The organism is Nocardioides faecalis, assembly GCF_018388425.1.
In the GTDB taxonomy this organism is placed as follows: Bacteria; Actinomycetota; Actinomycetes; order Propionibacteriales; family Nocardioidaceae; genus Nocardioides; species Nocardioides faecalis.
This window is the reverse complement of the sequence record NZ_CP074406.1, coordinates 1,446,578-1,472,510: the sequence shown is the minus strand read 5'-3', so window position 1 is coordinate 1,472,510 and position 25,933 is coordinate 1,446,578. Positions and strand designations below refer to the sequence as shown.

Sequence of the window (25,933 nt, the reverse complement as noted above, 5' to 3'; positions counted from 1 at the left end):
TTGTCCTTGTCCTCAGGCCTCGAGGGTGACGTCGGTGATCGGGGTGATCCAGGACTGGTGGGTCCGGCTGTTCTTCGTGATCGCCAGCAGGTCGTCCATGTGCGGCTCCAGACCGGTCACCTTGTCCAGCGGGACGCCGATGATCAGCTGGAAGCCCAGACCCTTCCACGCCTGCACGGCCCGGCCGGCGAACTCGGAGTCGGCCTTGACGAACCCCTCGTCGAGGAAGACCGGCGCGAACCGGGGCCGCGAGCGCATCTCGTCGCCGAGCCGGAAGCGCAGTGCGGAGCCCACGATGAACGCCACCAGCTCCTGGCTCTCCCCACCGCTCTTCTCCCCCAGCGTGCGGTACGTCGCCCGCAGCTCGCCGGTGCCGAAGTCGTAGCGCTCGGCGCTGATCTCCACGTGCCGGCGCACGTCGAGGAGCCGGTCGCGGTCGGTGGTGGTGCCGTCGCCCGCCTGAGCGGGGCGGCGCAGCTGGTTCATGAACCGGCTCAGCTCGATGAACCGCTTCTCCAGGTCGGCCTCGGCCAGCTCCGCGGTGGAGCCGGACGACAACGCACGCAGGTCCTTGAGGAAGACCTGCACGTGCGCGGGCTGCAGCCGGCGCAGCCGGATCCGCAGCCGGTCGCCGGTGGCGCCGAACTCGAGGCGGCGCAGGATCGCGTTGATCGGCTCGAGCCGGTCCTCGATCTCCTCGATGGAGGCGGCCATCGCGCCCACCAGCGGCACCAGGTCCTGTCCGCTCCACTCGGTCAGGCGCCGACGCCACTCCCCGCGCCGCTCGGCCAGGCCCTTGCCGCGGATCTCCTCGAGGATGCGGGCGTAGTCGGGGTAGGAGTCGGCGCTGGCGCCGAGGTTCGGCGAGTCCCACTGGAACTTGTAGTGCTTGAAGATCAGGGACAGGTCGTCGTCACAGCGCTTGATCTCCCCCTCCGCCTCCGCCACGGCGCTGCGCAGCCGCTCGCCGAGGCGGTGCGCGTTGTCGGCGAACCGGTCCAGGTCCTCGGGGTCCGCCGGGGCTGCCGCGGCGGCGAAGTCCGCGGCCAGCGCGGCCTCCTGCTCCTCGGTCAGCTCGACGGTGCCGGCGGCCTCCATCGCCTCCAGCCGGTCCTTGACCAGGTCCTCGGACTCGACCAGCTCGCTGTGCTCGGAGTGCACGCTGCGCTGGCGCTGCTCGAGGGAGAAGCGCTCCTTGCGGGCGGCGTCGAGCCGCTCGGTGAGGTCGTCGATCTGCTCCTGCAGCACCTGCAGCTGGTTGTCGGCGGTGAGGATGTCGGCCCGCCGCTGCTCCAGCTCGGCGATCCGGCGGTCGGCTCCGGTGACGTCGACGTCGTCGAAGCGGACCATCGCGATGGCGTCGTACGCCTTGCGCTGCTGCTCGAGCACCCGCGAGCGTCGGTCCAGCTCGGCCAGCCGGGCGTCGAGCTCGGTGAGCTGCTGCTCGAGGCCGGCGAGCTGGGCGTCGATCTCGGCGATCGCGTCCTCGTTGGAGAAGCCGATGATGCTGCGGGTGTCGTTGCGTCCGTGCGCACCGCGACGCCCGTTGCGGGTCTGGCCGGCGATCGTGACCCGGAAGCCGGGGCCGTCCAGCCCGGCGGCGTCCTCCACACAGAGCGCGTTGCGCGAGGGGTCCTCGACGTGCTGCTGCACCCAGCCGGAGAACGGCGAGTCCTTGAACAGCAGCTTGCCGGCGATCCGCTCGGGGTCGCCCGGACCGCTCTCGGGCAGGTCGAGCTCGACGCCCTGGAAGGTGAGGCGCCCGGGCAGCCGCAGCCCGTCGATGGCCGCGGAGAACGACGAGAGCTTGTCCAGCGGCACCAGCATCAGCCGGGCGGTGCCACCGAGCACGGTCTCGATGGCGGTGCGCCAACGCGCCTCCTCGGGCGCGACGTCGATCAGCTCGGCGACGAACGGCAGCTCCTCGGGCGCCAGGCCGCTGGCCTGCGCCACGGCGGCACGCAGGTCGTTCAGGTAGGCGGGCACCCGGCCGGCGCGGCTCTCCAGCGACGCCCGCTCACGGCGCAGCATCGACTGCTCGTTCTTCAGCGGCACCAGGCCGTCGCGGACCACGTCACGCTCGCCGCGCAGCCGGGCCTGCTCGGCCTCGCCCTCGGCGAGCCGCTTGCGGGCCAGCACCTGCAGCTCGCCGAACGCCGCGACGCTGTCGAGGGCGGACTCCAGGTCCGGGGCGTCGGCGTCGGTGAGCCCCACCAACGGGTAGATCCGCTCCTCGAGCTCGGCGAGCCGGTTGCCGCGCTCCTCGCGCACCACCCGCTCGTGCTCGACCTGACCGGCGAGTGCCTGCAGGTCGGCTCCCCCGGCGGCACGGTGGGCGTCCTTGGCGGCCTCCAGGTCGCGAGCGAGGGCGGCCTCGCTGGCGCGGGCGCTGATCAGACCCTCGGCGGTGGCGTTGCGTGCGTCGCGGTTGGTGGCGGTCGCCTCCTCCAGCAGGCGCAGGTGGGTGCGCAGCAGCCACAGCCGCAGCGGCGTGTCCCCCGACAGCGTGACGCCGTAGGAGTCCAGCTCGCCGAGCCGGCGGGTGGCCTCCACCTTGCGCTCATGCAGCTCGGTGATCGGCTCGAGCAGCTCGAGCTTCTGCTCCTCGGTGCGCATCGCGGCGTAGGAGGCGTCGAGGTCGTCGAAGTGCTCGATGGCCCGGTCCGCGGCGGCGTACGTCGCCGGGCGCTCCAGCACCATCTCCTTGTACAGCTCATCCACGCTGCGCACCTGGTTGCCGGCCTGGATCCGGGCCAGCAGACGCAGCGCCTTGGCGCCGTCGCCGTTGGCGCCGATCCCGAGCCGGGCGTGCAGGACGGCCGAGAACTCGGCGTAGGTGCGGTGCACGCGGATGCCGGGATAGAGCTTCTTGAGCGTGTGGGCGTGGAAGCGGTCCGGTACGGCGACCTCGAGGGTCTCCAACGACAGCGCGCCGTCGTGGGTGACCAGCTGCATCTGCACGTCGGTGGAGCGGACGGCACGACGCGGCACGTAGTACGTGCGCAGCACCGTGAACCGACCGCCCTGGTCGTTGACGAAGGTCATCGCGACCGCGCCCCAGGTGTCGGCGCCCTTGCCGCGCAGCAGCTTCTCCACCGGCCGGCCGGTGGCCGGGTCGTCGACGACGTCGACGGCGCCGCGCAGGTAGGACAGCAGGTTGCGCTGCCCGGCGCTGCGGGCACGGCCGGCGACCGCGTCGTTGGAGGCGCCGTTGAACTTCGTGTCCGAGGGCATCATCAGCGCCGTGTAGGCGTCGAGGATGGTCGACTTCCCCACGCCCGAGGCGCCGGAGATCATGGTCGCGCCGCCGCGCAGCGGCACCGTGGTCAGGCCGCCGAAGCCACCCCAGTTCACCAGCTGCAGCAGCGAGGCGCGCCACTGCATGGTGTCGTCGGTGGGGGTGTCGACGAGCTCACGGTCGAACAGACCGTCGCTCGCCTCCTCCTCGGCCGCGTCGCTTCCCTGCGGGTCGAGCCCGTCCTGGGCGTCGACCTCCTCGGGGCGGTCGAGCTTGTCGAGATCCATGCCGTCGATGCTCACTGCGCGTCCTCCGCCTGGTCCTCGTCGTGGAACAGCTCGTCGTCGGGCGCCGCCGGCGGCGCCTCGTTGCCGTTGGCCCGCTGCAGCGCCTCCAGCAGCTCGCGCAGCAGCTCGAGCGGCAGCAGCGGCTCGACGGCCTCGCTGATCTCGAAGCGCTCGTCGGTCGGCGAGCCGATGAGCAGGCCGGACTTCACGATGGACAGCACCGCGTTGCGGGCGCGCTTCTCGTCACCGGACTCGTCGGTGGCGTGCAGGGGTCGGAAGCTGGCGACGTACTTCACCAGGTCCTCGCGGTCGATGAAGACCCGCGCGTCGCCGCCGGCCAGGCCGGCACGGAGACGGTCGCGCAGGTGCACCAGCACCAGCGTCTCCTCGCGCGACCAGGCGGTGTCGTGCAGCAGGGTCGGGAACCGGCCCCCGGTCTCGGAGGAGGCCTGCCGCTTCCAGGCGACCTCGCGGCCGCGGTCGATGGCGAGCTCGAGGAAGAGGTCGTTGAGCCGCGAGCGCAGCACGCGCTCGTTCTCCACCAGCACCCGCCAGTCGCGCGGATGGGTGCGGGCGCTGATGAACCGCTGCTTGAGCAGGGCCACCAGGGCGTGGCGCTGGGCGTACTCGAGCCCACCCTCGTCGCCCTCGAACAGCGAGACCGAACGCTCGTCGAGGTGGTCGAGGTCCTCGAGGTCCTGCACCGCCTGCTCGGCGTCCGTGGGGTCGGGCCTCTCCGTGTCCGGCAGCTCGCTGGTCGGGCCGTCGACGTCGACGCTCATGCGGGGCTCTCCTGGTGCTCGAGGTCAGGGTCGGGAAGCGGGGTGCGCGGTACGGCGAAGGTCCGGGTGCTGCCGTCGGGGCGCAGGGCCGCGAAGGTCTCCAGCACGTCCTCGGTGGTCCAGTCGCGGTCGGCGGCCAGGTGCAACAGGCCGAAGATCTCGACCGGTCGACGCAGCGCCGGCTCGAGGCCGTCGAACAGCTCGCCGAGGGTGTCCGCGGGCACGATGTCGCGCAGGGCGTCCTCGAGGCGCTGGCGCAGCGGGCCGAGCTGCGGCCCGCCCTGCGCCTTCAGCTCGCCCAGGCTGAGCCGGGGCGCCTCGTCGGGGTCCGCGACGCCGATCGGGTCGGGCAGCACGTCGTCGGCGGGGTCGTAGAACCGCTCGCGCAGGTGGTCCACGGACGCCCGCAGCGGCAGCAGCGGCACGTCGTGGGTGGCGCGGGGGCCGGTCGTGGCCATCCAGGTCATCAGCTCGGACTCGACCTGCCGCAGGGTGCGCTCGAGCTCCCGGTCGCGGGCGGCGTCATGGGAGACGATGTACTCCTTCAGCGTCGCGGTCACCCGCGAGCGCTGGGCGAGCACCCGGTCCAGCCCGTCGCGCACGAGGCGCACCGTGCCGCGCAGCTCGGCGCGGTCGGCGTCGGCGAGGATGGCCGCCGACAGCGGGTGGTCCAGGAGCGCGCCGAGGTCCTCACGCAGCCGGCCGACGAGCTCCTCGTCGCGCAGCAGCGCGAAGGCGCCCTCGAAGGCGCGCCCCTCCGGAGTGGCGGTCATCAGCGCGTCGGCGCGGGCGAGGTAGTCGTCGATCACCTCACCGGCGGGCCGGTCCTCGGCCCGGAACGCGGCCAGGATCTCGCCGCGGATCGTGGCGAAGCGCTCCTCGACGCGGGCGAAGTCGCTGGGCAGCGCGGAGACCAGGGACAGCAGCTCGGTGAACCCCTCGAGCATGTAGTCCTCGCTGGCGCTCGGCAGCTCGGCGCCCTCGACGAGACGGTCGCGCTCGGCGGTGAGCCGGGAGATCTCCTCGTCGAGCAGGGCGACGCGGGCACCGCGGTCGGGGTTGGCCTCGGCGTTGAACCTGCGCACCGTGCCCAAGATGGTGGCGATCCGGTGCTCGCTGAGGGTGGCCCGGTCGCGGGCGAGGTTCTTGACCAGCTCGAGCGCCTGCTGGGCGTGGGAGGTCAGCGAGTAGACCTCGTTGCCGAGCTCGTCGAGGGAGCGCACCAGCCACTGCCCGCGCATCCACCGGTGGCACAGGTCGCGGCCGCTGCCGGTGGGCACGTCCTCCTCGCTCACGGCGCGCATCCCGGCCAGGTGCTCCTCGACCTGCGAGTGCAACCGGGCGGTGGGGATCGGCTTGTTGTTGCGGCCGAACGCGGCGCGGAAGATCGTGATCACCACCGGCGCCTGCCGCTGGTGCAGCAGCGTCAGGGTCGGCTGTGCGAAGGCACCCTTCACCCGCGCCAGCTCGCTGGCGATCTCGCTCATCACTCCCCCAGATCCTCGTGCCCGACCGTCGTGCTCACCCGTCCCGGGCAAGGCGACAGTGTTTCAGAGGGGTACGACGCGCCCGGCGGGCAGGCCGGGGGGTGTGAAGGGTGGGGCGGGCGTGATGCCGTCGGTCTCCTCACAGCGGTGAACTACGACGACGTCGACTGGCTGCGTTAGTCCCAGGAATCCGGTTGGATCGAAGTCGTCCGCGAAGCCGAGGGCCTGCCGGTCCAGCTCGACGTCCGTACGGTGGTTCGCCGACGGACCGTAGGCTCGGGGCTGCCCGTCGGCCCGCCAGCAGGAGGCACCGTGTCCCGAACCACCGACCGGATCCGCACGATCCTGCCCACCTCGGGCCGCACCGCGGTCGGCGCGACCGTCGCCACCGGGCTGCTCACCGGCCTGGCGTCCGCACCGGACCGGGTGGGCCGGCTGTTCCGGCGCCGGTTCCCGACCGTGGCGGTCACCGGGATGACGGGGGTGGGCAAGACGCAGCTCGCGAACCGGCTCGCCCGCCGGACCGGAGGCGAGGACGTCGCGGACGTCGGCTCGGCGGTGATGGAGCGTCGTACCCGGCGCTCGGCGCGGCTCAAGGGGTTCCGCTTCCTGGTGGTGCCCGGCGACAACGCCGCGACCCGGCTCGGCGCGCTCGACGAGGTCTTCCACGACGAGCCGGTGGACGGTGTCATCCACGTGGTCGCGAACGGCTACGCCACCCCGCGTCGTACCGCCGGCACCACCGGCGCGGCCACCGCCACCCGCGAGGAGCTGCTCGCCGCCGAGCTGGAGGACTGGACGATCACCGCGCACCGGATCGCCTCCATGGCGGTACGGCGCGAACGCCCGGTCTGGCTCGTCATCGCCGTCACCAAGGCCGACCTGTACGCCGACGACCTGGACGAGGTCGTGCGGTACTACTCCCCGGGCAGCGGCTCCCCCTTCGCCGCCCGCCTCGACGAGCTGCGCGCCCTGGCCGGCGGCGCGAAGCTCTCCGTCGACGTGCTGCCCGTCTCCAGCCAGGGCGGCGACCGCAGCTCAGCGATCTCCGCGAAGAAGGCCTCCGCCATGGTCGACGCCCTGGCCGCCCGGCTCGCCCAGCTCAGCGGTCACGTCTGAGCTGCACCTCCGGGTGCCGCCCGAGCCGCTCGAGGGCGTCCCGGAAGGCGTGGTTCGGGTACGCGGCGGGCAGCGCGTCGCACACCCGCCGCAGCGCCTCGCCGACCGGCGCGCCCTGCAGCACGGCGTACGCGGCGCCGACCGTGGGCGTGCGGCTCTGGGCGGCGACGCAGTGCACGAGCACGGTGCGGCCCTCGGCGCGCAGCGCCTGCACGGTGCGTGCGGCGTCGAGCAGCACGAAGTCGAGGTTCGGGTTGTCACCGGCGTTGGTGACGTCGATCAACCGGTAGGTGACGTGCTCGACGTGCTCGGGCACCTGCGCGGTGCCGACCAGGCAGAGGCTGACGACGGCGTCGATGTCGGCGGGCAGGTCGGCCAGCACACCGGCGTCGCCGAGCCACACCCCGTCGTCGTACGGGTGCGGCACGAGGGTGCGCGGGATCCCGTAGTGCGCGTAGTCGATGCTCGCCACCGTCGGCCAGTCGTAGAGCCCGGGACCGCGGTTCGCCGCGAGGTGGGCGAGGTGCACGAGCTGCTCGCCTCGCAGGCCCGGGTAGCCGTGCAGCACGCGGCGCCACTGCGCCGGCACCGCGGAGGCGCCCCAGCGGGCACCGAGCAGGCCGCCGGCGATGGCCGCCACGGTGTCGGTGTCGTTGCCGATCGCGATCGCGGTGCGCAACGCCTGCACGAGGTGGTCGCAGCCGTCGGAGCCGGCGGGCACCCGCGTGTGGTGGATCGCCGACCACGCCGCCTGGAACGCCGTGACGACGTAGCCGTTCGGGTTGAACCGGCCAGGCTCGCTCTCCTCGGCCTCGGCGATCCGCTCCGCCCAGTACGACGCCGCCTCCGGCTCCAGGTACGCCAGCCCGACGCGCACGTCGATCTCGGCGTGCAGCACCGCGTGCCGGATGGCCAGCGACCACAACACGCACGCCTGGCCGGCGAGCGGGTCGTGGTGGGTCAGGGCGCTGATCCGCCACGCCGCCTCGGCGACCGCGTCGGGGTCGTCGAGGTGCGCCAGGGCCACGGGCGCGGTCCGCATCAGGGACCCGTTGCCGGCGGTGTGCCCGGTGCGCTCGTGCAGCGCCGCGGACGCTGCCGTCATCCGGGCCGCGGTGGGCAGCGGGCCGACGGCACGCAGCACGCTGGCGGTCTGGTTGCCGATGTCGGCGGGTCCGGTCTCGTACCACTCCCGGAACCGGCGGGCGACCTCGTCGAGCGCGGCCTCGGTGCGCAGGTCCGCACCGGTCGCGGCGACGTCGGCCACGCACCAGGCCATCGTGGTGTCGTCGGTCCACTCGCCGGGGGCGAAGTCGCCGAGGCCGCCGCCGATCATGGCGGGTCCCTCGGGGCCGAGCCGGGCGGAGCCGAACTCGTAGCCGGCGCCCAGGGCGTCGCCGGCGGCGGAGGCGAGCAGGGTGCCGCAGGCGCGGTCCATCTGGGCAGCTGTCAGTCGGGTCATCAGGCGGTCCTCCCGGCGACCCGGAGCACCAGGTCGTCTCGTGTCGTCGTCAGGACGTCGAGGTAGAGGTCGAGCATCCGGGCCAGGTGGTCCGGTGCGTAGGGGAACCCCGGGATCGCCAGGGTCTGCACCACGTCGCGGTCGCGGACGTCCCACTTCACCCACAGGTGGTCGCGGTTGAGGATGCTGGTCTCGACCGCGGCGCCGCGCCGCGAGCGCACGTCGTGCGCGACCCGGGCGAAGATCAGCACGCCGGGCTGGTCCTGCAGGACCCGGACGAAGACCGGCTGGCCCAGGTGGGCCAGCACGAAGTCGCCGTCGTCGTCCGTCTCGACCTTCGCCTGCGCGCGGCGGCTCAGGGTGCGCTCGACGAGGGCGAGCATCCTGGCCCGGGTCTTGGGCCGGTACGCCGTCTTCAGTGGACGTCCGTCCGGGTCACCCGGCGGCGGGAACGGCTCGCCCGCCTCCGGGGCCAGCTCGTCGTGGGCCAGCTCGTCGTGGGCTGCGGCGTCCTCGACGGGCACCTCGTCGGAGGGCCAGAGGCCGAGGGCCTCGGCCTGCTCCGCGCAGGGGCCCCAGGCCTGGTAGGTCAGCAGGTGCGGGTGCGCGATGCCGAAGACCTGGCGCAGCGCGAAGACGCACTGCTGGGCCAGCATCGCGACCCGCTCGGTCGGCTGCTCGCTCACCCAGTTCGTCGGCTCGCCGGCCTCGTCGAAGTCCAGGGTGAAGCCGGCGTCGGCCAGCCCCTGTGCGGCGTGGCCGAGCCGGTGCTGCGGGGCGAGGTAGCGGTCGCCGCTGATCTCGCCGTGCACGGTCACGCCGTCGCCGCATCCGGCGAACTGCGCGTACGGCGCCGTGCCCCCGGCGGACCCACCGGGCGGCTCCGGCAGCTCCACGATGAGGTGGTCGTCGACGTCGGTCATGGTGGCGAGGTGGACCGCGAGGAGCTCCTCGAACTCGGTCCACGCCGCGGCGCAGGTCTCCTCGGCGGGCGTTCCGCCGTGGCTGTCATAGGCCATCGCAGCCTCCTTTAGCATGTCATCGTCGCTAAACATTAGCACGGGAAACGCGCTAATGTGTGCGCTATGTCGATCTCGTCGGACCTGGACACCTATCCCCGCCCCGGCCTCACCGTCGACCTCGCAGTCCTGACCGTAGTGGGGACCTCCGACACAACCCCCGAGCTGCGCGTCCTGGTGCTCGACCGGGCACAACCGGCCGGACGGGCACTGCCGGGAGGGTTCATCCGCGAGCGGCAGACCGTGGCCCGCACGGTCGACGACGTGCTGCGGCGCAAGGTCGGCATCGACCCCGCCGACCTGCCCCGTCCGCACCTGCTGCGCCTGTTCGACGACCCGCAGCGCGACGACCGGACCTGGGCGATCTCCGCGGCGCACTCCGTGTCACTGCGGGAGGCCGACCTGGCCGGCGCGAGGGGCACCCTCGTCCCCGTGACGCCGCACGGACGGCTCGGCGACGGCCCTCCGCTGCTCTTCGACCACGACGAGATCGTCGAGGCCGCGGTCAGCGCCCTGCGCGAGCGCTACGAGATCCGGTTCCGCTACGTCGACGTGCACCCCGACCCGGACGGTTTCCTGTCCGAGCCGTTCACCCTGCACCAGCTGCGCAAGGTGCACGAGGCCGTCGTCGGCGCACCGCTGCACAAGGACAACTTCAACCGGCGGATGAAGCCCCTGCTCGAGCCCCTGCTGCGCGACGGCCGGCCGGTCCTGTCCGCGAACCTGCGCGGGCGACCGGCGACCCTCTACCGGCACCGCCGCGACGCCGACGACAGCCGCACCACCGACTGAGCCGGCGGGACCGTCGGCCCCGGGGCACGACGAGGTCATCCACCCATCGCGGGGGCCCGCTTCGTCAGGCGGGCTCGGCGGCGCCGTCGACGGGCCGGTAGCGCAGCGCGAGCGCCCCGGAGCCGAGCTCCCGACGATCGAGGAGCTCCAGCCGGATCCGCTCACGCAGTCCGGCGAGCAGCGTCGGCCCGCGACCGGCGAGCACGGGGTGCACCAGGAACTCGTACTCGTCGATGAGCCCCAGGTCCGCCAGCGCGGAGGGGAGCGTCACGCCGCCGACCCACAGGCCGGCTCCGGGCTCCTGCTTGAGTCGACGCACCGCGCTTCCCAGGTCGTCGTGCACCAGCTCGGCGTTCCAGTCCGCCTCGGCCAGGGTGCGCGACACGACATGCTTGCGCGCGCCGCCGATGACCTCGGCGAACTCGACCTCGCGCTCCCCCATCCACGCCGGCCATCGGCCGGTGGCCGGCCGGCGCCAGGCCGCCTCCATCATCTGGTAGGTCACCCGCCCCAGGAGCAGCGCGTCGGCGCGGGCCAGCTGGGCGGTCCAGTAGCGCATCGACTCCTCGTCCGGCGCCAGCCCTGCCTCGTGGTGGCAGCAGCCGTCGAGGGTCAGGTTGATCGAGTAGCGAAGCGGTCTCATCACGGATCTCCTCGGGTGCGGACACGGACCAGCCACGTGTTCCGACCATCGTCGCGGCTCCGTCTCATCGCGGCAGCCCTTCCGGCACCCAGCGCCGGGTCGCCGCTCGGCACAATGGCGCCCCTGCTCGACGGAAGGGGACGCGATGCACATCGTCTCGGTGAACGCCTGGGGCGGCGCCCGGTACGACGCCCTGGCCGCCTGGCTCACCGTCTGCGACGCCGACGTGATCTGCCTGCAGGAGGTCACCCGGGCTTCCGGCATGTCCAGTTGGACCTCCTTCACCGACGGCGAGCGTTCGCTTCCCCAGCGTGCGGACCTGTTCGACGACGTGGCCGCGCTGCTGCCGTCGTACGACGGGCGGTTCCTGGCCTACGACGCCGGCCCGGTCACCGACGGGGCCGGCGCCGTGCACCTCGAGCAGTTCGGCATCGCCACCTTCGCCGGCCCTCGCACCCCGGTCGCGCAGAGCGCGGAGCGGTTCGTGCACGGCGACTACACGGTGCACGAGGAGTGGCCGACCGGCGACCGGCCGCGCGCGGCGCTGGCGCTGCGGGTGCGCGACCCGGCGACCGGGCGCACGGTGTGCGTCGTGCAGCTGCACGGCCTGCGTGACCCCGCCGGCAAGGGCGACACCCCGGCGCGGCGCGCCCAGGCCGAGCGGCTGGCCGCGTTCGTCGAGGACACCCGCCGGGACGGGGACCTGGTCGTGGTGGCCGGCGACCTCAACCTGCTGCCGGACAGCAGCACGTTCCCGGTCCTGCGCGAGGTCGGCCTGGTGGACCTGGTCGGCACCGCCGACACCCGCACGGCCGACTACCCCAAGCCGGTGCGGCACGCGAACTACCTGCTGGTCTCCGAGCCGGGCGCGGTCCGTGACTTCCAGGTGCTCGACTCCCCCGTGGTCTCCGACCACCGGATCCTGTCGCTACGGGTGTGAGCCGGCCCGGCCGATCCCACCCGGGCCCACGACCGGCGGGCACCTAGGCTCGACGACGAGACGATCTCGAGGAGGATCCGGTGCCGACGTACACCGAAGCGGGCAAGGCCTTCGACCGCGACATGAACTACATCCCGGACCGGATCACCGCCGAGCCGGGCCGCAGTCGCGACACCTTCGCGGGCGCGGAGCTGGACGTGCCGACGTGGCCGGTCGAGCCGGGCCGCTACCGGTTGGTCGCGGCGGCCGCCTGCCCGTGGGCGAACCGGGCCATCATCGTGCGCAACCTGCTCGGCCTCCAGGACGTCATCTCGATGGGCCTGGCCGGCCCCACCCACGACGTGCGGTCGTGGACCTTCGACCTCGATCCCGGCGGCGTGGACCCGGTGCTGGGCTACGAGCGGCTGCAGCAGGCGTACTTCGCCCGCTACCCCGACTACCCGCGCGGCATCACGGTGCCGGCGATGGTCGACGTCGAGTCCAAGGCGGTCGTCACCAACGACTTCCCGTGGATCACCCACGACTTCTTCTTCGAGTGGCGCGAGCACCACCGCGCGGACGCCCCCGACCTGTGGCCGGCGGAGTGCCGCGAGGAGATGGAGGAGGTGATGCGCCGGATCTTCACCGAGGTCAACAACGGCGTCTACCGCTGCGGCTTCGCGGGCTCACAGAAGGCGTACGACGACGCCTACGACCGGCTCTGGACGGCGATGGACTGGCTGGAGGAGCGGCTGACGCACCGGCGCTACCTGATGGGCGAGTCGATCACCGAGGCCGATGTCCGGCTGTTCACCACCCTGGTCCGCTTCGACGCCGTCTACCACGGCCACTTCAAGTGCAACCGCAACAAGATCACCGAGATGCCGGCGCTGTGGGGCTATGCCCGCGACCTGTACCAGACGCCCGGGTTCGGCGAGACCATCGACTTCGAACAGATCAAGGCGCACTACTACGTGGTCCACGAGGACATCAACCCGACCGGGATCATCCCCAAGGGCCCGGACACGTCGGTGTGGACGACGCCCCACGGGCGCGACTCCCTCTGACGCCGCCACCCAGCGCCCCGGCGCCCGGGCGCTGCGGTACCCGGCTCAGACCGGGACCGGGGGCATGCCCTCGAGCGGCGCGCCGGCGACGGTCACCACCCCGACGAACCGGGCGGAGGTGCCCAGCAGCGACGCGCCGTGGTCGGTGCGCAGGGTGCTGCGCCCGAACTGCACCTCCAGCACCCCGATCTTCAGCCGGCCGCCCTCGCGGACCAGGGCGACCTCGCCGCGGCGCGGACGTCGTCCGGCACTGACGAGCAGCTCGGTCCCGGCCGGCCAGCCCCTCGAGGCGAGCGCGTCGTTGCGCAACCGGATCCGGGTGTCCCCCGACCCCGCCGGGCGTGCGCCGCGACCGGTCGTCCCCGCCGACGGGGTGGACGACCTCGGGGCGGCGGAGGGCGTCGGAGCGGCGCCCTCCTGTCCGACGTGGCGGGCGACGGTCTCCGGCAGCTCGAACGGCAGGCACTCCTGCCCCTCGGCCACCCTCCGCCCCGAACGCATGTTCGAATCATACCGCCGTGGGAGTGCTGGACAGCGCCGGTGACACGTCACGGACACCTCAGGGCAGATTTAGGAAGTGTCACCACGATCACACCGGCGCGGCCTCGTCGCCGACCGCGGTTCGCCCCCGCGGCGTGAGCGTGCGCACAATGAAGACATGGCGTCCCGGATCACCTGCCCCGTCCTGAGCACGAGGGTCACCTCGGCCGAGCACGCGGCGACCCTGATCGCGCACGGCGACAACGTCGGCATCAGCGGCTTCACCGGTGCCGGCTACCCCAAGGCGCTGCCCGCAGCGCTGCACGACCGGATGCAGGCCGCGCACGCTCGCGGGGAGGACTTCCGCATCGGCCTGTGGACGGGCGCCTCGACGGCTCCGGACGCCGACGGCGTGCTGGCGGAGGCGCGCGGGGTGTCCAGCCGGCTGCCGTACAACTCCGACCCGACCATGCGCAAGCTGATCAACTCCGGCGAGGTGGACTACATCGACGCCCACCTGAGCCACTCGGCGCAGCACATGTGGTTCGGCTTCTACGGCAACCTCGACGTCGCGGTCGTCGAGGTCACCGCGGTGCTGCCGGGCGGCCTGCTGGTGCCGAGCAGCTCGGTGGGCAACAACAAGACCTGGCTGGACCAGGCGGACCGGGTGATCCTCGAGGTCAACCACTGGCAGCCGCGTGAGCTCGAGGGCTTCCACGACATCTACTACGGCACCGCCCTGCCGCCGAACCGTCGCCCGATCGAGCTGACCGACCCGATGCAGCGCATCGGCGAGCCCTACCTGCGCGTCGACCCCGCCAAGGTGGTCGCCGTCGTCGAGACGAACCTGCCCGACCGCAACTCGCCGTTCACGCCGCCGGACGAGACCTCGGCGGCCATCGCCGAGCACGTGGTGGACTTCCTGCGTCACGAGGTCGCCGCCGGCCGGGTGCCCCCGGGCCTGCTGCCGCTGCAGTCCGGCGTCGGCAACGTCGCGAACGCCGTGCTCGCCGGGCTCGACGAGAGCGAGTTCAACGACCTGGTCGCCTTCACCGAGGTCATCCAGGACGGCATGCTCGACCTGATCGACTCGGGCACGCTGACCGCCGCCTCCGCGACCTCGTTCGGGCTCTCCGACGCGGGCGTGCGCCGGTTCATGGCGAACATCGACACCTACAAGGGCCGGATCCTGCTGCGCAGCGAGGAGATCTCCAACCATCCCGAGCTGGTGCGCCGCCTCGGCGTGATCGCGATGAACGGGCTGATCGAGGCCGACATCTACGGCAACGTGAACTCCACCCACGTCATGGGCAGCTCGATCATGAACGGCATCGGCGGCAGCGGCGACTTCACCCGCAACGCCTTCCTGAACTTCTTCGTCACGCCCTCGACCGCCAAGAACGGCGCGATCTCCACGATCGTTCCGATGGTCAGCCACGTCGACCACACCGAGCACGACGTTCAGGTGATCGTCACCGAGCACGGCCTGGCCGACCTGCGCGGCTCCTCGCCGCAGGACCGCGCGCCGCGGATCATCGAGCACTGCGCGCACCCGCGGTTCCGTGACGCGCTGCAGGACTACTTCGACCGCGCCTGGAACGCCCGGCCCACCGCACGCCACACGCCGCACCTGCTGAACGAGGCACTGAGCTGGCACCAGCGCTACCTGGACACCGGCAGCATGTGACCCCTCAGCGCCCGGCTAGCCTCGGGCGCGTGGAGGCGACCGTCCAGCACCCGGCACGGCGCGAGCCGGGCTCGGACCGGCCGCGCCGGCTGCTGCTCGCCGTCGACGCGCCCTCGCTGCTGCACCGCAACCACCACGCCCGCGCCCACACCCGGCTCACCGACCGCAGCGGCCGGCCCGCCTGGGCGCTGCACGGCATGCTGCGCCAGATCATCGAGTCGATCGACACCTTCGCCCCCGACGCGGTGATCTTCGGCCTCGACGACCGGCAGGCCTCGGTGCGCCGCGACCTCTACCCGGCCTACAAGGCGCACCGCGCCGACAAGGACCCTGACCTGGTCGACCAGCTCGAGCGTGCCGGCGCCCTGCTCGACGCCCTCGGCCTGGCCACGCTGACCCCGCCCGGCCTGGAGGCCGACGACGTCAATGCCTCCGCCGCAGCCTGGGCCGAGGAGCAGGACTGGGCGTGCGTGCTCATCACCTCCGACCGCGACGCGTTCGCCCACATCAGCGAGCACACCCAGGTGCTGCGCCTGATCGACGGCGGCATCAACGCCTCGCCACTGCTCAACCCCCAGCGCCTGCGGCTGATGTACGGCGTCGCCGCCGAGCACTACCTGGAGTACGCCGCCCTGCGCGGCGACGCCAGTGACAACCTGCCCGGCGTCAGCGGCATCGGCGAGAAGACCGCGGCGGTGCTGCTCTCGGCGATGGGCTCCATGCAGGCGGTGTGGGCCGACCTCGAGCACGACGAGGGCCGCACCCTGGCCGCCGCCCTGGACTCCTGGAGCGCCGAGCACGGCACCCGGCGGATCAGCGCCGGCGTGCTGCGCCGGCTGAGTGCGCCGGGAGCCCGGGAGCGCTTCGAGTTCAACCTGCAGCTGATGTCCGGGCGCCGCGACCTCGACCTGGGGCTGACCCCGGACATCCCGGGCACGCCCGGGCTCCTGCCCCTCGACATCTCCCGGGTGGAGCGGGTCGTGGGGCACCTGAACATGGAGGCCACCACCGCGCTGGCCCTGCGCGTGCTGACCGGCGACCCGGCCTCCGCCAGGCGCTAGCGCGCCTGTTCCACCCTCCCGCCCGCCGTCATCTCCCCCGCCGCGGACGACCACCACGCAGACGTCGGCGCCGAGCGTTCCGCGGGTATGTCATGGTTTCGCAGTGAGGTTGTCGGCATTGCAGGAAGGCTCTCGATGACGGACCACAGCTACGGGTTCCGGACCCGGGCGATCCATGCCGGCAACATCCCGGACGCCGTCAGCGGCGCCCGGGCGCTGCCGATCTACCAGTCGGCGTCGTTCGTCTTCGACGACACCTCCGATGCCGCGGCCCGGTTCATGCTGCAGAAGTACGGCAACATCTACTCCCGCCTCGCCAACCCGACCGTGGCGGCGTTCGAGGAGCGGGTGGCCAGCCTGGAGGGCGGGCTCGGCGCGGTCGCCACCGCGTCGGGACTGAGCGCGGAGTTCATCACCTTCACCGCGCTCGCCGGGGCCGGGGACCACATCGTCGCCTCCGCCCAGCTCTACGGCGGCTCGCTGACCCAGCTCGACCTGACGCTGCGCCGGTTCGGGGTCGAGACCACCTTCGTCACCGACACCGACCCCGCGGCGTACGCCGCCGCGATCACCGACCGCACCAAGCTGATCTTCGCCGAGACGATCGCCAACCCCTCCGGCGACATCGCCGACATCGAGGGCCTGGCCGAGGTGGCGCACGCCGCCGGGATCCCGCTGGTGATCGACTCGACCATCCCCACGCCGTACCTCAACCGGCCCTTCGAGTGGGGCGCCGACATCGTCATCCACTCCGCCACCAAGTTCCTCGGCGGGCACGGCACCACGCTCGGCGGGGTCGTCGTGGAGTCGGGCCGCTTCGACTGGTCGCAGCCGCGGTTCCCGCTGTTCACCGAGCCGATGCCGCACTACAACGGCCTCACCTGGTGGGGGAACTTCGGCGAGTACGCCTTCCTCACCCGACTGCGCTCCGAGCAGCTGCGCAACATCGGCCCGGCGCTGCCGGCGCAGTCGGCCTGGCAGCTGGCCCAGGGCGTGGAGACGCTGCCGCTGCGGATGGACCAGCACGTCGCCAACGCGCGCACGGTCGCGCAGTGGCTGGACGCCGACCCGCGCATCGAGAAGGTGAACTGGGCCGGGCTGCCCGACCACCGTCACCACGACCGGGCCCGCAAGTACCTGCCGGCGGGCGCCGGCAGCGTGTTCAGCTTCGTGATCAAGGGCGGTCGCGCCGTCGGCCAGCGTTTCATCGAGTCCCTCGACCTGGCCAGCCACCTGGCCAACATCGGCGACGCCAAGACGCTGGTGATCCACCCGGCCTCCACCACGCACTCCCAGCTCAGCGAGGAGAAGCTCGCCGCCGCCGGCGTCGAGCCGGGCCTGGTCCGGATCAGCGTGGGCATCGAGGACGTCGACGACATCCTCTTCGACCTCGACCAGGCCCTCACCGCCGCCCTGAAGGAGGAGTGATGGCCGCCCCGAGCAGCGTGACCATGCCCCGGCTGGACCACGAGCCGAGCGCGCGCGAGCGGCTGGCGATCCTGCGTGCGGCGAAGTCGGTCGCGATCGTCGGCTTCTCCCCCAAGCCGTCGCGGGCCAGCTACTTCGTGGCGACGTACCTGCTGCAGGACGCCGACTACCGGCTGCACTTCGTCAACCCGGTGGCCGCCGGCCAGGAGGTGCTGGGCCAGCCCGTGCACGCCTCGCTGGCCGACCTGCCCGAGGTGCCCGACGTCGTCGACGTCTTCCGCAAGGCCGACGACATCCCCGGGGTCGTCGACGAGACGGTCGCGATCGGCGCTCCGGCGCTGTGGATCCAGCTCGGCATCGTCAACGAGGAGGCGGCCGCCGACGCCCGGGCCCGTGGACTGACCGTGGTGATGGACCGCTGCATCAAGATCGAGCACGCCCGCTTCCACGGCGGGCTGCACATCGCCGGCTTCGACACCGGGCAGATCTCGGCGCGCAAGCAGTTCCGCTGAGCCACCCGCAGGGAGCGGCACTGGCGTCCAGCATCCGGGACCGCAAATCTCTACTGGATCACTCGTATTACTCTCCTCACGCACACTCCCTCTGACTCCAGGAGCACCACCATGAGCGAAACCTCCACCGCCAGCAACGGCGTCAACGTCGAGGCGCTGCTCGGCGCCCGCGGCGCCATCACCGAGAACCCCGACCTCGCCCAGTTCACCTGGCGTGCCACCAACACCTGGAAGAACGGCACGCACAGCGTCGCGGAGGTCGAGAACTTCTACGGCCTGGGTGCGGAGCAGTCGCACACCCGCAAGTTCACGTTCGAGGGCGACCACCCGCTGCAGTTCGCGGCCGAGGACAACGGCGCCACCCCGGTGGAGACCGTGCTCGTCGCCCTCGGCGGCTGCCTGACCGCCGGCGTCGCCTCGATCGCGCAGCAGCGCGGCATCCAGCTCCGCTCGGTCAAGGCGACCATCGAGGGCGACCACGACATCCGCGGCATCCTCGGCGCCGACCCGGAGGTCCGCAACGGCTTCAACGAGGTCCGCGTCAACTACGAGATCGACGCCGACGCCTCCCCCGAGGACCTCCAGGCCCTCGTCGCGCAGTCGCAGAAGCGCTCGGCCGTCTTCGACATCCTCACCAACCCGACGGCCGTGACCGTCAACGTCTCCTGAAGGAAACCATGACGCTGTCCTCGCGATCGACCACCGTCGTCGTGGTCGGCGCCGGGCACAGCGGCCTGGCGATGAGTCGCCGCCTGGCCGAACGCTCGATCGACCACGTCGTCCTCGAGCGCGGCCAGGTGGCGCACTCCTGGCGCACCCAGCGCTGGGACTCGCTGCGCCTGCTGACCCCGAACTGGATGACCCGGCTCCCGGGCCACACCCACACCGGGGACCCCGACGGCTACCTATCCGCCGGCGAGGTCGTCACCCTGCTCGATGACTACAGCGCCGGTGCGCCCGTGCAGACCAGCACCACCGTCACCGCGGTCCGCCCTGCCGACGACGGGTTCGTGGTGGAGACCGACCAGGGTCCGTGGCGCGCCCGCGCCGTCGTCCTGGCCGCGGGGATCACCACTGCTCCCCTGCCGAAGGTCGCCGAGGCCGTTCCGGCCGGCATCGCCTCGGTCACCTCCCTGGACTACAAGTCGCCGGCCCAGCTGCCCGAGGGCGGGGTGCTCGTCGTGGGCGCCGCCGCGAGCGGCATCCAGCTGGCCGACGAGATCCACCGCTCCGGCCGCCCGGTCACGCTGTCCACCGGCGAGCACGTGCGGGTGCCGCGACGCTACCGCGGCAAGGACATCCTCTACTGGCTCGACGCCAGCGGGATCCTGGACGACCGCTGGGACGAGGTCGACGACGTCGTCCGCGCCCGCAACCTGTCCTCCTTCCAGCTCGTCGGCGGTGACCGCACGCTCGACCTCAACGCGCTCCAGGCCGCCGGCGTGAACCTGGTCGGCAAGCTCGGCGGCATCCGCGACGGCGTCGCGCAGTTCTCCGGCTCGCTGCCCAACGTGATCTCGCTGGCCGACCTGAAGCTCAACCGGCTGCTCAACAGCATCGACGAGTTCGCGGGCGGCGAGAAGGGCGAGCGCCCCGAGCCGACCGTGGTGCCGAAGGCGCCGCTGATGCTCGACCTGCACAAGGCCGGCATCCGCTCGGTGGTGTGGGCCACCGGCATCAAGCCCGACTTCTCCTGGCTCGAGCTGCCCGTGCTGGACCACAAGGGCGGCATCCGCCACGAGGGCGGGGTCGTCGACTGGCCCGGCCTGTACGTCGTCGGCCTGCCGGTGCTGCGCCGGCGCCGCTCCACCTTCATCGACGGCGCCGCGGCCGACACCGCGGACCTGGCCGACCACCTGGTCGGCCACCTGTCGACGACCGTCGACGCCTGAGCGGACGCCCGGGCCGGTTCCTGCACCGGTCCGGGCATCCGGGCGCCTCACCAGGGTGAGGGCGCGTAGTCCTTCAGGAAGCAGCCGTACAGGTCCTCGCCGGCCTCGCCGCGCACGATCGGGTCGTAGACCCGGGCCGCGCCGTCGACCAGGTCCAGCGGGGCGTGCCAGCCCTCGGCGGCGATCCGCAGCTTCTCGTGGTGCGGCCGCTCGTCGGTGATCCAACCGGTGTCGACCGCGGTCATCAGGATCCGGTCGGTCTCGAACATCTCGCCCGCGCTGGTGCGGGTCATCATGTTCAGCGCCGCCTTGGCCATGTTGGTGTGCGGGTGCCCCGGGCCCTTGTAGCGCCGCGAGAACTGCCCCTCCATCGCGGAGACGTTCACGACGTAGGCGCGCCGGGCGCCGCCCTGCACCGCCGCGCGCATGGCCGGGCGCAGCCGCGAGTTGATCAGGAACGGTGCGATCGAGTTGCAGAACTGCACCTCCAGCAGCTCCAGCGGGTCGACCTCGTCGAGCACCTGGGTCCAGGAGTTGTTCTCCTGCACGTCGGGGATGAGGCCGCCGGCGTCGATCGCGGTGCCCGCCAGGTGCGCCTCGAGCGAGGCGCCGCCCGCCTTGAGCGCCAGCGCGGCCAGCGACGCGGCGTCGTGCGCCGCGAGCGCCACGTCCGTCGACTCGCCGTCGTGGTGCGCCACCGGGGCCGCCGACAGCGCCCCCGCGATCGCCGCAGGGTGCGCCTCGGAGATCCGGTCGAAGGTCACCATCTCCGGCAGCTCGCGACCGTCCGGGAGGCCCAGCAGCGGCGCCGACTCGCCCTCGATGAGGTGGGAGTAGGCGCCGGGCAGGCGTCGTACGGTCTGGCAGGCGTTGTTGATGATGATGTCGAGGGGGCCGGCCGCGGCGACGTCGTCGGTCAGCGCGATCACCTGGGTGGGGTCGCGCAGGTCGATGCCGACCACCTTGAGCCGGTGCAGCCAGTCCGCGGAGTCCTCCTGCGCGGCGAAGCGGCGTACGGCGTCCTTGGGGAACCGGGTCGTGATCGTGGTGTGCGCCCCGTCGCGCAGCAGCCGCAGCGCGATGTACATGCCGATCTTGGCCCGGCCGCCGGTGAGCAGCGCCCGCTTGCCGCGCAGGTCCGTGCGCTGGTCGCGCTTGGCGTGGCTCATCGCCGCGCACGAGGGGCACAGCCAGTGGTAGAAGGCGTCCACCAGGGTGAAGTCGGTCTTGCAGATGTAGCAGCCGCGGGCGGTGATCAGCTCGCCGGCGAACGCGCCCTGCGCGGTGGAGACCAGCGGGATCCCCGCGGTCTCGTCGTCGATGCGCATCGCCGAGCCCGTCGCGGTGCGCTCGATGATGTCCTGGTCGTGGCGCTGGCGCTGCTCGCGGATCTCCGCGCGGCGCGACTTCTTGATCGCCTTGTACATGTACGACGCCGCCCGCTTCACCGTGCGTACGTCGTCGTGGTCCGAGGGCAGGTGCTGCAGCTCGGCGAGGACCTTCAGGGTGGTCGCCAGCTCGGCGGGGTCGATCCCCTCAGGCCGGCCCGGCCGGTCGGTCTGGTCGATCTCACCCGTCACGGGCGTGTCCTCGGCGGTGGTGCTGCTCACCGGCGCATGGTACGTGGCCCCGCGTCGCCGACCTCCATCCCCGGCACGCGTCACCGCCGGTCACCGCGTCACTTGAGGCGTGTCGCGTCGTTGGGGTGACGCGGTAGTTGGGACCGCAGGCACTTCGACGGATGGGGAGCGTGGCGTGGTGGGACGCCCGGGGAAGGCTCTGTGGAGCGCGCTCGCCTACGCGGCGGTGTATGTGGTGTGCGTGCTCTCCGGCCGTGCCACGAAGGTCGACGACGCGACCCAGATCTCGCTGATCTGGCCCGCCGCGGCGGTCTCGGTCCTGTGGGGTCTGCACGCGCAGCGCCTCGGCGGGCGCGCCGGTGCGGCGCACTGGGCCGCGCTGACCCTGGTCACCGCCCTGACCTCCTGGGCGGTCGACGGCGTGTCGGCGATCTGGTTCACGCCGGTCGGCCTGACCTTCACGGGCGTGTCGGTGTGGCTGCTCACCCGCCGAGGGGGTGAGTCACGGGAGGCGTGCCTGCGTGAGCCGGTCGACCTCGCCCGGCTCGTGCTCGCGGTGGGTGTCGCCAGCGTGGTCTCCTCCGCACTGGCCGCCATGTACTTCGCCTGGGCCGGTGACGACCGGTTGCACATGAGCGCGCTGCACTACGCGGTGCGCAACGCGGTCACCGCGCTGGCGGTGGTCGCGGTCGGGCTGCGGCTGCGGGAGACGAGCTGGCCGCCACGGCTGCCCTCCCCTGCTCGACTGGCGGAGGCCGTGGCCAGCGCGGTGCTCGTCACGGCCGTGTTCGCTGCGGTGCTGTGGTTCAACAACGGCCTGCCGCTGGCCTTCCTGGCCCCGCTGCCCGCGATGTGGGTCGCCCTGCGGTACTCCACGACCAGCGGGTCGGTCTTCGTGCTGGTGGCCGGCGTGGCGATCGTGACGGCCGGGCTCGACGACCAGGGCGTCTTCGAGGGGTTCCCGCCGCGCACGCGGGCGCTCCTGGCGCAGGCGATGGTCGGCAGCCTGACCGTGATCGTGCTGACCCTGGCGCTGATGCGCGACTCCCGGACCGTGCTGATCACCCGGTTGCGCCACCTGGCCCAGCACGACCCGTTGACCGGGCTGGCCAACCGGGCCCTGCTCACCGAGCGCCTGCAGACCGCACTGGACCGGTGCCGACGCGAGGGCACCGCGGTCGGGGTGGTGTTCATCGACCTCAACGGCTTCAAGAAGGTCAACGACGGCTGGGGTCACGGGGAGGGGGACCTGTTGCTCGTCGAGATCGCCCGACGGCTGCGTCGGGTCGCGGGCCCGCGGGACACGGTCGCCCGCATCGGGGGCGACGAGTTCGTCCTGGTCCACCTCGACGCGCCCGACGAGGAGGCGCTGCGCGTGTTCGCCGATCGGGTGCGCGACGCGGTCGCCGCGCCGTACGGCGACGCGGCCGACGCGCCGTTCGACCGGATCACCGCGAGCGTCGGTCTTGCCATCTCCGACGGCGAGTGCACCGTCCGCTCGTTGCTGCACAACGCGGACCGGGCGATGTACGAGGTCAAGCACGGCGATCGCGGAATGACCCCCGCGCACTGGCTCAGCGATCTCTGAGCACAGGGCACAGGGCACAGGGGTGCAGGGGTGCACGACCCCGGTGCCCGACCCCGGTGTGCCCGCTCAGAGGCGGGGCAGGACCTGCTGCACGATCGCCAGCAGCGCCTCGCGCAGCAGCAGGTGAGCCTGCTCCCTGCTGAGCGCGCCCTCGCGCGAGAACTCCCGCAGCGCACCGCGGGCGAGCTCGCCGTAGGCCCGCACCGCCGCCCGCTGCGCAGGGTCGTCGACGCCACCGCCGACCATCTCCAGCACACGCCGCGCCGCCAGGTCGTGCGCCTCGTCGAGGATGGCGCGGACCTCCGCGTCCTCGCCGACACCCTCCGCGGCACGCACGGTCAGGTAGCTGGCGCGCTGCGGGGTGATCGACTCCAGGAACCAGTGCACCGCCACGTCGACCCGGGTGTCCAGCGGGCCGCTCGGCAGCGGGGTGTCGGCGATCTCGGGCAGCAGCGCGGCCCGGCGCACCACCTCCAGGTAGAGGCCGCGCTTGTCGCCGAAGTAGTGGTTGAGCAGCCCGCGAGCGACGCCCGCGGCGCGGGCGATCTCGGTGGCGGACACCGCCGAGTAGGGCCGCTCGGCGAAGAGCCTCTCCGCGGCCACCAGCAGCTGCTCACGGCGTACGTCGGGGTCGAGACGTCGACGTACGGGGTGCTCGGCGGCCGCAGGTCCCATGTCCACGACCCTACTATTGGCGCTGTGCCAATAGTAGGGTGGGCGCCGGCGCCGAGCCCGCCCGAGAGGAGATCCCCGTGACCAGTCAGGTGGAGCCGAGCAGCACCGCGGTCCTCCCGGCATCGCCGCCGCCGACCTCGCCGTCGGTGCGTGGGCGGCGCGACGTGCCGGTGCCCGCCGGCTTCGACATCCGTCCTCACCTCTCCGGCCTCGGCGCCAACCTCGCCGGCCCGGCGAACGTCATCATGCAGCTGGCGTGGCCCGGGGTCGGTCACGGAGTGATGAACAGCCGGGTGCACGACGGCTCCGCGATGAAGCGGCCGTTCAAGCGCGCCCGGACCACGTTCACCTACCTCGCGGTGGCGATGCTGGGGACCGAGGCCGAACACACCGCGTTCCGCAAGGCGGTCAACGGCCAGCACGCGCAGGTCTACTCCCGCGAGGGCGAGCCGGTGGAGTACCGCGCGATGGACCCGCGGCTGCAGACCTGGGTGGCTGCCTGCCTGTACTACGGCACCGTCGACATCATCGAGAAGATGCACGGGCCGCTCCCCGAGGCCGAGGCCGACGCCCTCTACGCGCACTGTGCCCGCTTCGGCACGACGCTGCAGATGCCTGCCGAGGCATGGCCCGCCGACCGGGACGCCTTCGCCCGCTACTGGGAGCAGTCGCTGGCCGAGGTCGCCATCGACCCCGACGTCGCCGCCTTCCTGATCACGCTGACCACGCTGCAGAACTTCCCGCGCCCTCTCCGCCTCGCGGCCCCCTTCGTGGTGTTCGTGACCACCGGGTTCCTGCCCCCGCTGTTCCGCGAGGCCCTCGACCTGCCGTGGAGCGCGCGCCAGCAGGCCCGCTTCGAGCGGTTGCTGCGGGCCCTCGGCGCCGTCGAGCGGCGCTGCCCGCGCGCCCTGCGCATCTTCCCGTTCAACCTGTGGCTGACCGACCTGCGGATCCGCCGCCGGCTCGGCCGGCCGCTGCTCTGAGCCGATCCTCGACCAACCTGGAGCCTCCATGGACTTCGACCTTCCCGACTCCGCCCTCGCCGTCGCCGAGGGTGTCGGCGCCGTCGCCGCCAAGTACGACCATGCCTACTGGTCGCGCTGCGAGGAGGAGCACCGCTTCCCGCAGGAGGTCTTCGACGACCTCGGCAGCGGCGGCTGGTTCGGCCTGTGCATCCCCGAGGAGTACGGCGGCGGCGGTCAGGGCCTGCTCGAGCTGGCCGTGGCGAACATGACCCTGTGCGCCTCCGGCGGTGTGGCGGGCACCTTCTTCTACGTCACCACCCCCGGGTTCGGTGCGATGACGCTGACCCGGCACGGCACCGAGGAGCAGAAGCAGCGGATCCTGCCCGGCCTGGCCGAGGGCCGGCTGCAGTTCTGTCTCGCGCTGACCGAGCCCGACGCCGGCAGCAACGCCATCGAGATCAAGACCGCGGCGCGCCCGGACCCGGAGCGACCGGGCGACTTCTTGGTCAAGGGCCAGAAGGTCTGGATCTCCAACGTGGAGAACGCGGACTGGATGGTCGCGGTCACCCGCACCATCGCCGCGGACGAGACCAAGGAGCGCGGCCTTCCCCGGACGGCGGGGTTCACCCTGTTCCTGATCGACGTGAAGGAGGCGCTCGCCGCGGGCACCCTCTCCTACACGCCGATCCCGAAGATGGGCAGCAACATCCTGCACTCCAGCCAGGTGTTCCTCGACGACGTCAGGGTGCCCGCCGGCAACGTCCTCGGCGAGGTCGACGCCGGCTTCGCGGTGCTGTGGGACGTGTTGAACCCGGAGCGCGTCCTGGCCGCCGCCGGCGGTGTCGGCACCGCCGACGCCGCGCTGCGCATCGCCGCGGACTACGCCAAGGAACGGGTGGTCTTCGGCCGTCCGATCGGCGCCAACCAGGCGCTGCAGTTCCCGCTGGCCCAGCTCAAGGCGAAGGCCGAGCTGGGAAGGCTGATGACCTACAAGGCCGCGTGGCTCTTCGACCAGGGCCGGCCGTGCGGCAACGAGGCCAACGTCGCGAAGCTCACCGGCGCGCAGGTCGGCTGGGAGGCGGCGAACCAGGCCTTCCAGACCTTCGGCGGCATGGCGTACTCCAAGGAGTACCCGATCGAACGCATCTTCCGCGACGCCCGTATCGCCAAGAACATCCCGGTCGCCGAGGAGCTGGTGCTCGCCCACATCGGCACCCAGATGCTCGGGCTGCCGAAGAGCTACTGAGGCC

22 protein-coding genes are annotated in these 25,933 nt (G+C 72.4%); 13 read left to right on the top strand and 9 right to left on the bottom strand.

Going from position 1 to position 25,933, the window contains the following annotated elements:
- Nucleotides 1–12: 12 nt before the first annotated feature.
- From KG111_RS06785 to KG111_RS06775, 3 genes are read right to left on the bottom strand one after another with little or no spacing between them, the layout of a single operon-like run.
- Nucleotides 13–3,525, bottom strand: a complete 3,513-nt coding sequence (locus KG111_RS06785; RefSeq protein WP_205291510.1) for an ATP-binding protein — start codon at nt 3,523–3,525, stop codon at nt 13–15.
- An 11-nt stretch (nt 3,526–3,536) separates the two neighbouring features.
- Entirely contained in the window at nt 3,537–4,307 is a 771-nt protein-coding gene (locus tag KG111_RS06780; protein WP_205291511.1) for a DUF4194 domain-containing protein, read from the bottom strand.
- Entirely contained in the window at nt 4,304–5,794 is a 1,491-nt protein-coding gene (locus tag KG111_RS06775) for a DUF3375 domain-containing protein (RefSeq protein ID WP_205291512.1), read from the bottom strand. The genes KG111_RS06780 and KG111_RS06775 overlap by 4 nt, the downstream gene beginning before the upstream one ends.
- 312 nt (nt 5,795–6,106) lie before the next feature.
- Here KG111_RS06775 and KG111_RS06770 point away from each other — a divergent pair, with 312 nt between their 5' ends.
- Entirely contained in the window at nt 6,107–6,913 is an 807-nt protein-coding gene (locus KG111_RS06770; protein ID WP_205291513.1) for a GTPase domain-containing protein, read from the top strand.
- Here the strand turns inward: KG111_RS06770 and KG111_RS06765 are convergent.
- Entirely contained in the window at nt 6,897–8,375 is a 1,479-nt protein-coding gene (locus tag KG111_RS06765) for an ADP-ribosylglycohydrolase family protein (protein WP_205291514.1), read from the bottom strand. The genes KG111_RS06770 and KG111_RS06765 overlap by 17 nt on opposite strands.
- Nucleotides 8,375–9,394 carry a TY-Chap domain-containing protein gene (locus KG111_RS06760; protein ID WP_205291515.1) on the bottom strand — a complete coding sequence of 340 codons (1,020 nt, stop codon included), beginning with the start codon at nt 9,392–9,394 and terminating at the stop codon, nt 8,375–8,377. Before KG111_RS06760 ends, KG111_RS06765 begins: the two co-directional genes overlap by 1 nt.
- A gap of 66 nt (nt 9,395–9,460) precedes the next feature.
- Between KG111_RS06760 and KG111_RS06755 the strand changes: the two genes are divergently transcribed.
- Nucleotides 9,461–10,186, top strand: coding sequence for an NrtR DNA-binding winged helix domain-containing protein (locus KG111_RS06755; protein WP_205291516.1), 726 nt, complete (start codon nt 9,461–9,463; stop codon nt 10,184–10,186).
- Between the two features lie 64 nt (nt 10,187–10,250).
- Here KG111_RS06755 and KG111_RS06750 read toward each other — a convergent pair whose 3' ends face one another.
- Entirely contained in the window at nt 10,251–10,829 is a 579-nt protein-coding gene (locus KG111_RS06750; RefSeq protein ID WP_205291517.1) for a dihydrofolate reductase family protein, read from the bottom strand.
- 145 nt (nt 10,830–10,974) lie between these two features.
- Between KG111_RS06750 and KG111_RS06745 the strand changes: the two genes are divergently transcribed.
- Nucleotides 10,975–11,769: an endonuclease/exonuclease/phosphatase family protein gene (locus tag KG111_RS06745; RefSeq protein WP_205291518.1), complete on the top strand. Its 795-nt coding sequence runs from the start codon at nt 10,975–10,977 to the stop codon at nt 11,767–11,769.
- A gap of 122 nt (nt 11,770–11,891) precedes the next feature.
- Nucleotides 11,892–12,815: a glutathione S-transferase family protein gene (locus KG111_RS06740; RefSeq protein ID WP_205291578.1), complete on the top strand. Its 924-nt coding sequence runs from the start codon at nt 11,892–11,894 to the stop codon at nt 12,813–12,815.
- Between the two features lie 45 nt (nt 12,816–12,860).
- On the opposite strand, the gene KG111_RS06735 is transcribed toward KG111_RS06740, so the two are convergent.
- Nucleotides 12,861–13,316, bottom strand: coding sequence for a hypothetical protein (locus KG111_RS06735; RefSeq protein ID WP_205291519.1), 456 nt, complete (start codon nt 13,314–13,316; stop codon nt 12,861–12,863).
- 157 nt (nt 13,317–13,473) lie between these two features.
- On the opposite strand from KG111_RS06735, the gene scpC reads away from it, so the two are divergent.
- The 6 genes from scpC to KG111_RS06705 all read left to right on the top strand — a co-directional run bounded on the left by scpC (nt 13,474) and on the right by KG111_RS06705 (nt 19,875).
- Nucleotides 13,474–14,982: a succinyl-CoA:acetate CoA-transferase ScpC gene (scpC, locus tag KG111_RS06730; protein ID WP_205291520.1), complete on the top strand. Its 1,509-nt coding sequence runs from the start codon at nt 13,474–13,476 to the stop codon at nt 14,980–14,982.
- A 29-nt stretch (nt 14,983–15,011) separates the two neighbouring features.
- A complete protein-coding gene (locus KG111_RS06725) occupies nt 15,012–16,043 on the top strand; it encodes a 5'-3' exonuclease (protein WP_205291521.1) in 1,032 nt (343 codons plus the stop codon).
- Between the two features lie 135 nt (nt 16,044–16,178).
- A complete protein-coding gene (locus KG111_RS06720; RefSeq protein ID WP_205291522.1) occupies nt 16,179–17,471 on the top strand; it encodes an O-acetylhomoserine aminocarboxypropyltransferase/cysteine synthase family protein in 1,293 nt (430 codons plus the stop codon).
- Complete coding sequence (locus KG111_RS06715; RefSeq protein ID WP_205291523.1) at nt 17,471–17,983, top strand: CoA-binding protein; 513 nt, start codon at nt 17,471–17,473, stop codon at nt 17,981–17,983. The genes KG111_RS06720 and KG111_RS06715 overlap by 1 nt, the downstream gene beginning before the upstream one ends.
- 111 nt (nt 17,984–18,094) lie before the next feature.
- Nucleotides 18,095–18,652: an OsmC family protein gene (locus KG111_RS06710; RefSeq protein WP_205291524.1), complete on the top strand. Its 558-nt coding sequence runs from the start codon at nt 18,095–18,097 to the stop codon at nt 18,650–18,652.
- An 8-nt stretch (nt 18,653–18,660) separates the two neighbouring features.
- Nucleotides 18,661–19,875, top strand: a complete 1,215-nt coding sequence (locus KG111_RS06705; protein WP_205291525.1) for an NAD(P)-binding domain-containing protein — start codon at nt 18,661–18,663, stop codon at nt 19,873–19,875.
- A 47-nt stretch (nt 19,876–19,922) separates the two neighbouring features.
- Here KG111_RS06705 and KG111_RS06700 read toward each other — a convergent pair whose 3' ends face one another.
- Nucleotides 19,923–21,485 (bottom strand): SDR family NAD(P)-dependent oxidoreductase, encoded by a 1,563-nt coding sequence (locus KG111_RS06700; RefSeq protein ID WP_249666334.1) that lies wholly within the window; start codon nt 21,483–21,485, stop codon nt 19,923–19,925.
- A gap of 148 nt (nt 21,486–21,633) precedes the next feature.
- Between KG111_RS06700 and KG111_RS06695 the strand changes: the two genes are divergently transcribed.
- The gene (locus KG111_RS06695) at nt 21,634–23,043 is read left to right on the top strand and encodes a diguanylate cyclase domain-containing protein (protein WP_205291526.1); all 1,410 of its coding nucleotides are present in this window, start codon (nt 21,634–21,636) and stop codon (nt 23,041–23,043) included.
- Between the two features lie 66 nt (nt 23,044–23,109).
- On the opposite strand, the gene KG111_RS06690 is transcribed toward KG111_RS06695, so the two are convergent.
- A complete protein-coding gene (locus KG111_RS06690) occupies nt 23,110–23,718 on the bottom strand; it encodes a TetR/AcrR family transcriptional regulator (RefSeq protein WP_205291527.1) in 609 nt (202 codons plus the stop codon).
- A 77-nt stretch (nt 23,719–23,795) separates the two neighbouring features.
- On the opposite strand from KG111_RS06690, the gene KG111_RS06685 reads away from it, so the two are divergent.
- Nucleotides 23,796–24,701, top strand: coding sequence for an oxygenase MpaB family protein (locus tag KG111_RS06685; RefSeq protein WP_205291528.1), 906 nt, complete (start codon nt 23,796–23,798; stop codon nt 24,699–24,701).
- Nucleotides 24,702–24,729: 28 nt separating this feature from the next.
- Nucleotides 24,730–25,929: an acyl-CoA dehydrogenase family protein gene (locus tag KG111_RS06680; RefSeq protein ID WP_205291529.1), complete on the top strand. Its 1,200-nt coding sequence runs from the start codon at nt 24,730–24,732 to the stop codon at nt 25,927–25,929.
- Nucleotides 25,930–25,933 lie beyond the last annotated feature (4 nt).

Coding starts and splice junctions, on each gene's coding strand:
- KG111_RS06740 (WP_205291578.1), top strand. CDS start 11,892: ATGAACTACATCCCGGACCGGATCACCGCCGAGCCGGGCCGCAGTCGC.
- KG111_RS06710 (WP_205291524.1), top strand. CDS start 18,095: ATGAGCGAAACCTCCACCGCCAGCAACGGCGTCAACGTCGAGGCGCTG.
- KG111_RS06680 (WP_205291529.1), top strand. CDS start 24,730: ATGGACTTCGACCTTCCCGACTCCGCCCTCGCCGTCGCCGAGGGTGTC.
- KG111_RS06760 (WP_205291515.1), bottom strand. CDS start 9,394: ATGGCCTATGACAGCCACGGCGGAACGCCCGCCGAGGAGACCTGCGCC.
- KG111_RS06690 (WP_205291527.1), bottom strand. CDS start 23,718: ATGGGACCTGCGGCCGCCGAGCACCCCGTACGTCGACGTCTCGACCCC.
- KG111_RS06765 (WP_205291514.1), bottom strand. CDS start 8,375: ATGACCCGACTGACAGCTGCCCAGATGGACCGCGCCTGCGGCACCCTG.
- KG111_RS06735 (WP_205291519.1), bottom strand. CDS start 13,316: ATGCGTTCGGGGCGGAGGGTGGCCGAGGGGCAGGAGTGCCTGCCGTTC.
- KG111_RS06720 (WP_205291522.1), top strand. CDS start 16,179: ATGACGGACCACAGCTACGGGTTCCGGACCCGGGCGATCCATGCCGGC.
- KG111_RS06750 (WP_205291517.1), bottom strand. CDS start 10,829: ATGAGACCGCTTCGCTACTCGATCAACCTGACCCTCGACGGCTGCTGC.
- KG111_RS06780 (WP_205291511.1), bottom strand. CDS start 4,307: ATGAGCGTCGACGTCGACGGCCCGACCAGCGAGCTGCCGGACACGGAG.
- KG111_RS06715 (WP_205291523.1), top strand. CDS start 17,471: ATGGCCGCCCCGAGCAGCGTGACCATGCCCCGGCTGGACCACGAGCCG.
- KG111_RS06755 (WP_205291516.1), top strand. CDS start 9,461: ATGTCGATCTCGTCGGACCTGGACACCTATCCCCGCCCCGGCCTCACC.
- KG111_RS06705 (WP_205291525.1), top strand. CDS start 18,661: ATGACGCTGTCCTCGCGATCGACCACCGTCGTCGTGGTCGGCGCCGGG.
- KG111_RS06785 (WP_205291510.1), bottom strand. CDS start 3,525: ATGGATCTCGACAAGCTCGACCGCCCCGAGGAGGTCGACGCCCAGGAC.
- scpC (WP_205291520.1), top strand. CDS start 13,474: ATGGCGTCCCGGATCACCTGCCCCGTCCTGAGCACGAGGGTCACCTCG.
- KG111_RS06745 (WP_205291518.1), top strand. CDS start 10,975: ATGCACATCGTCTCGGTGAACGCCTGGGGCGGCGCCCGGTACGACGCC.
- KG111_RS06775 (WP_205291512.1), bottom strand. CDS start 5,794: ATGAGCGAGATCGCCAGCGAGCTGGCGCGGGTGAAGGGTGCCTTCGCA.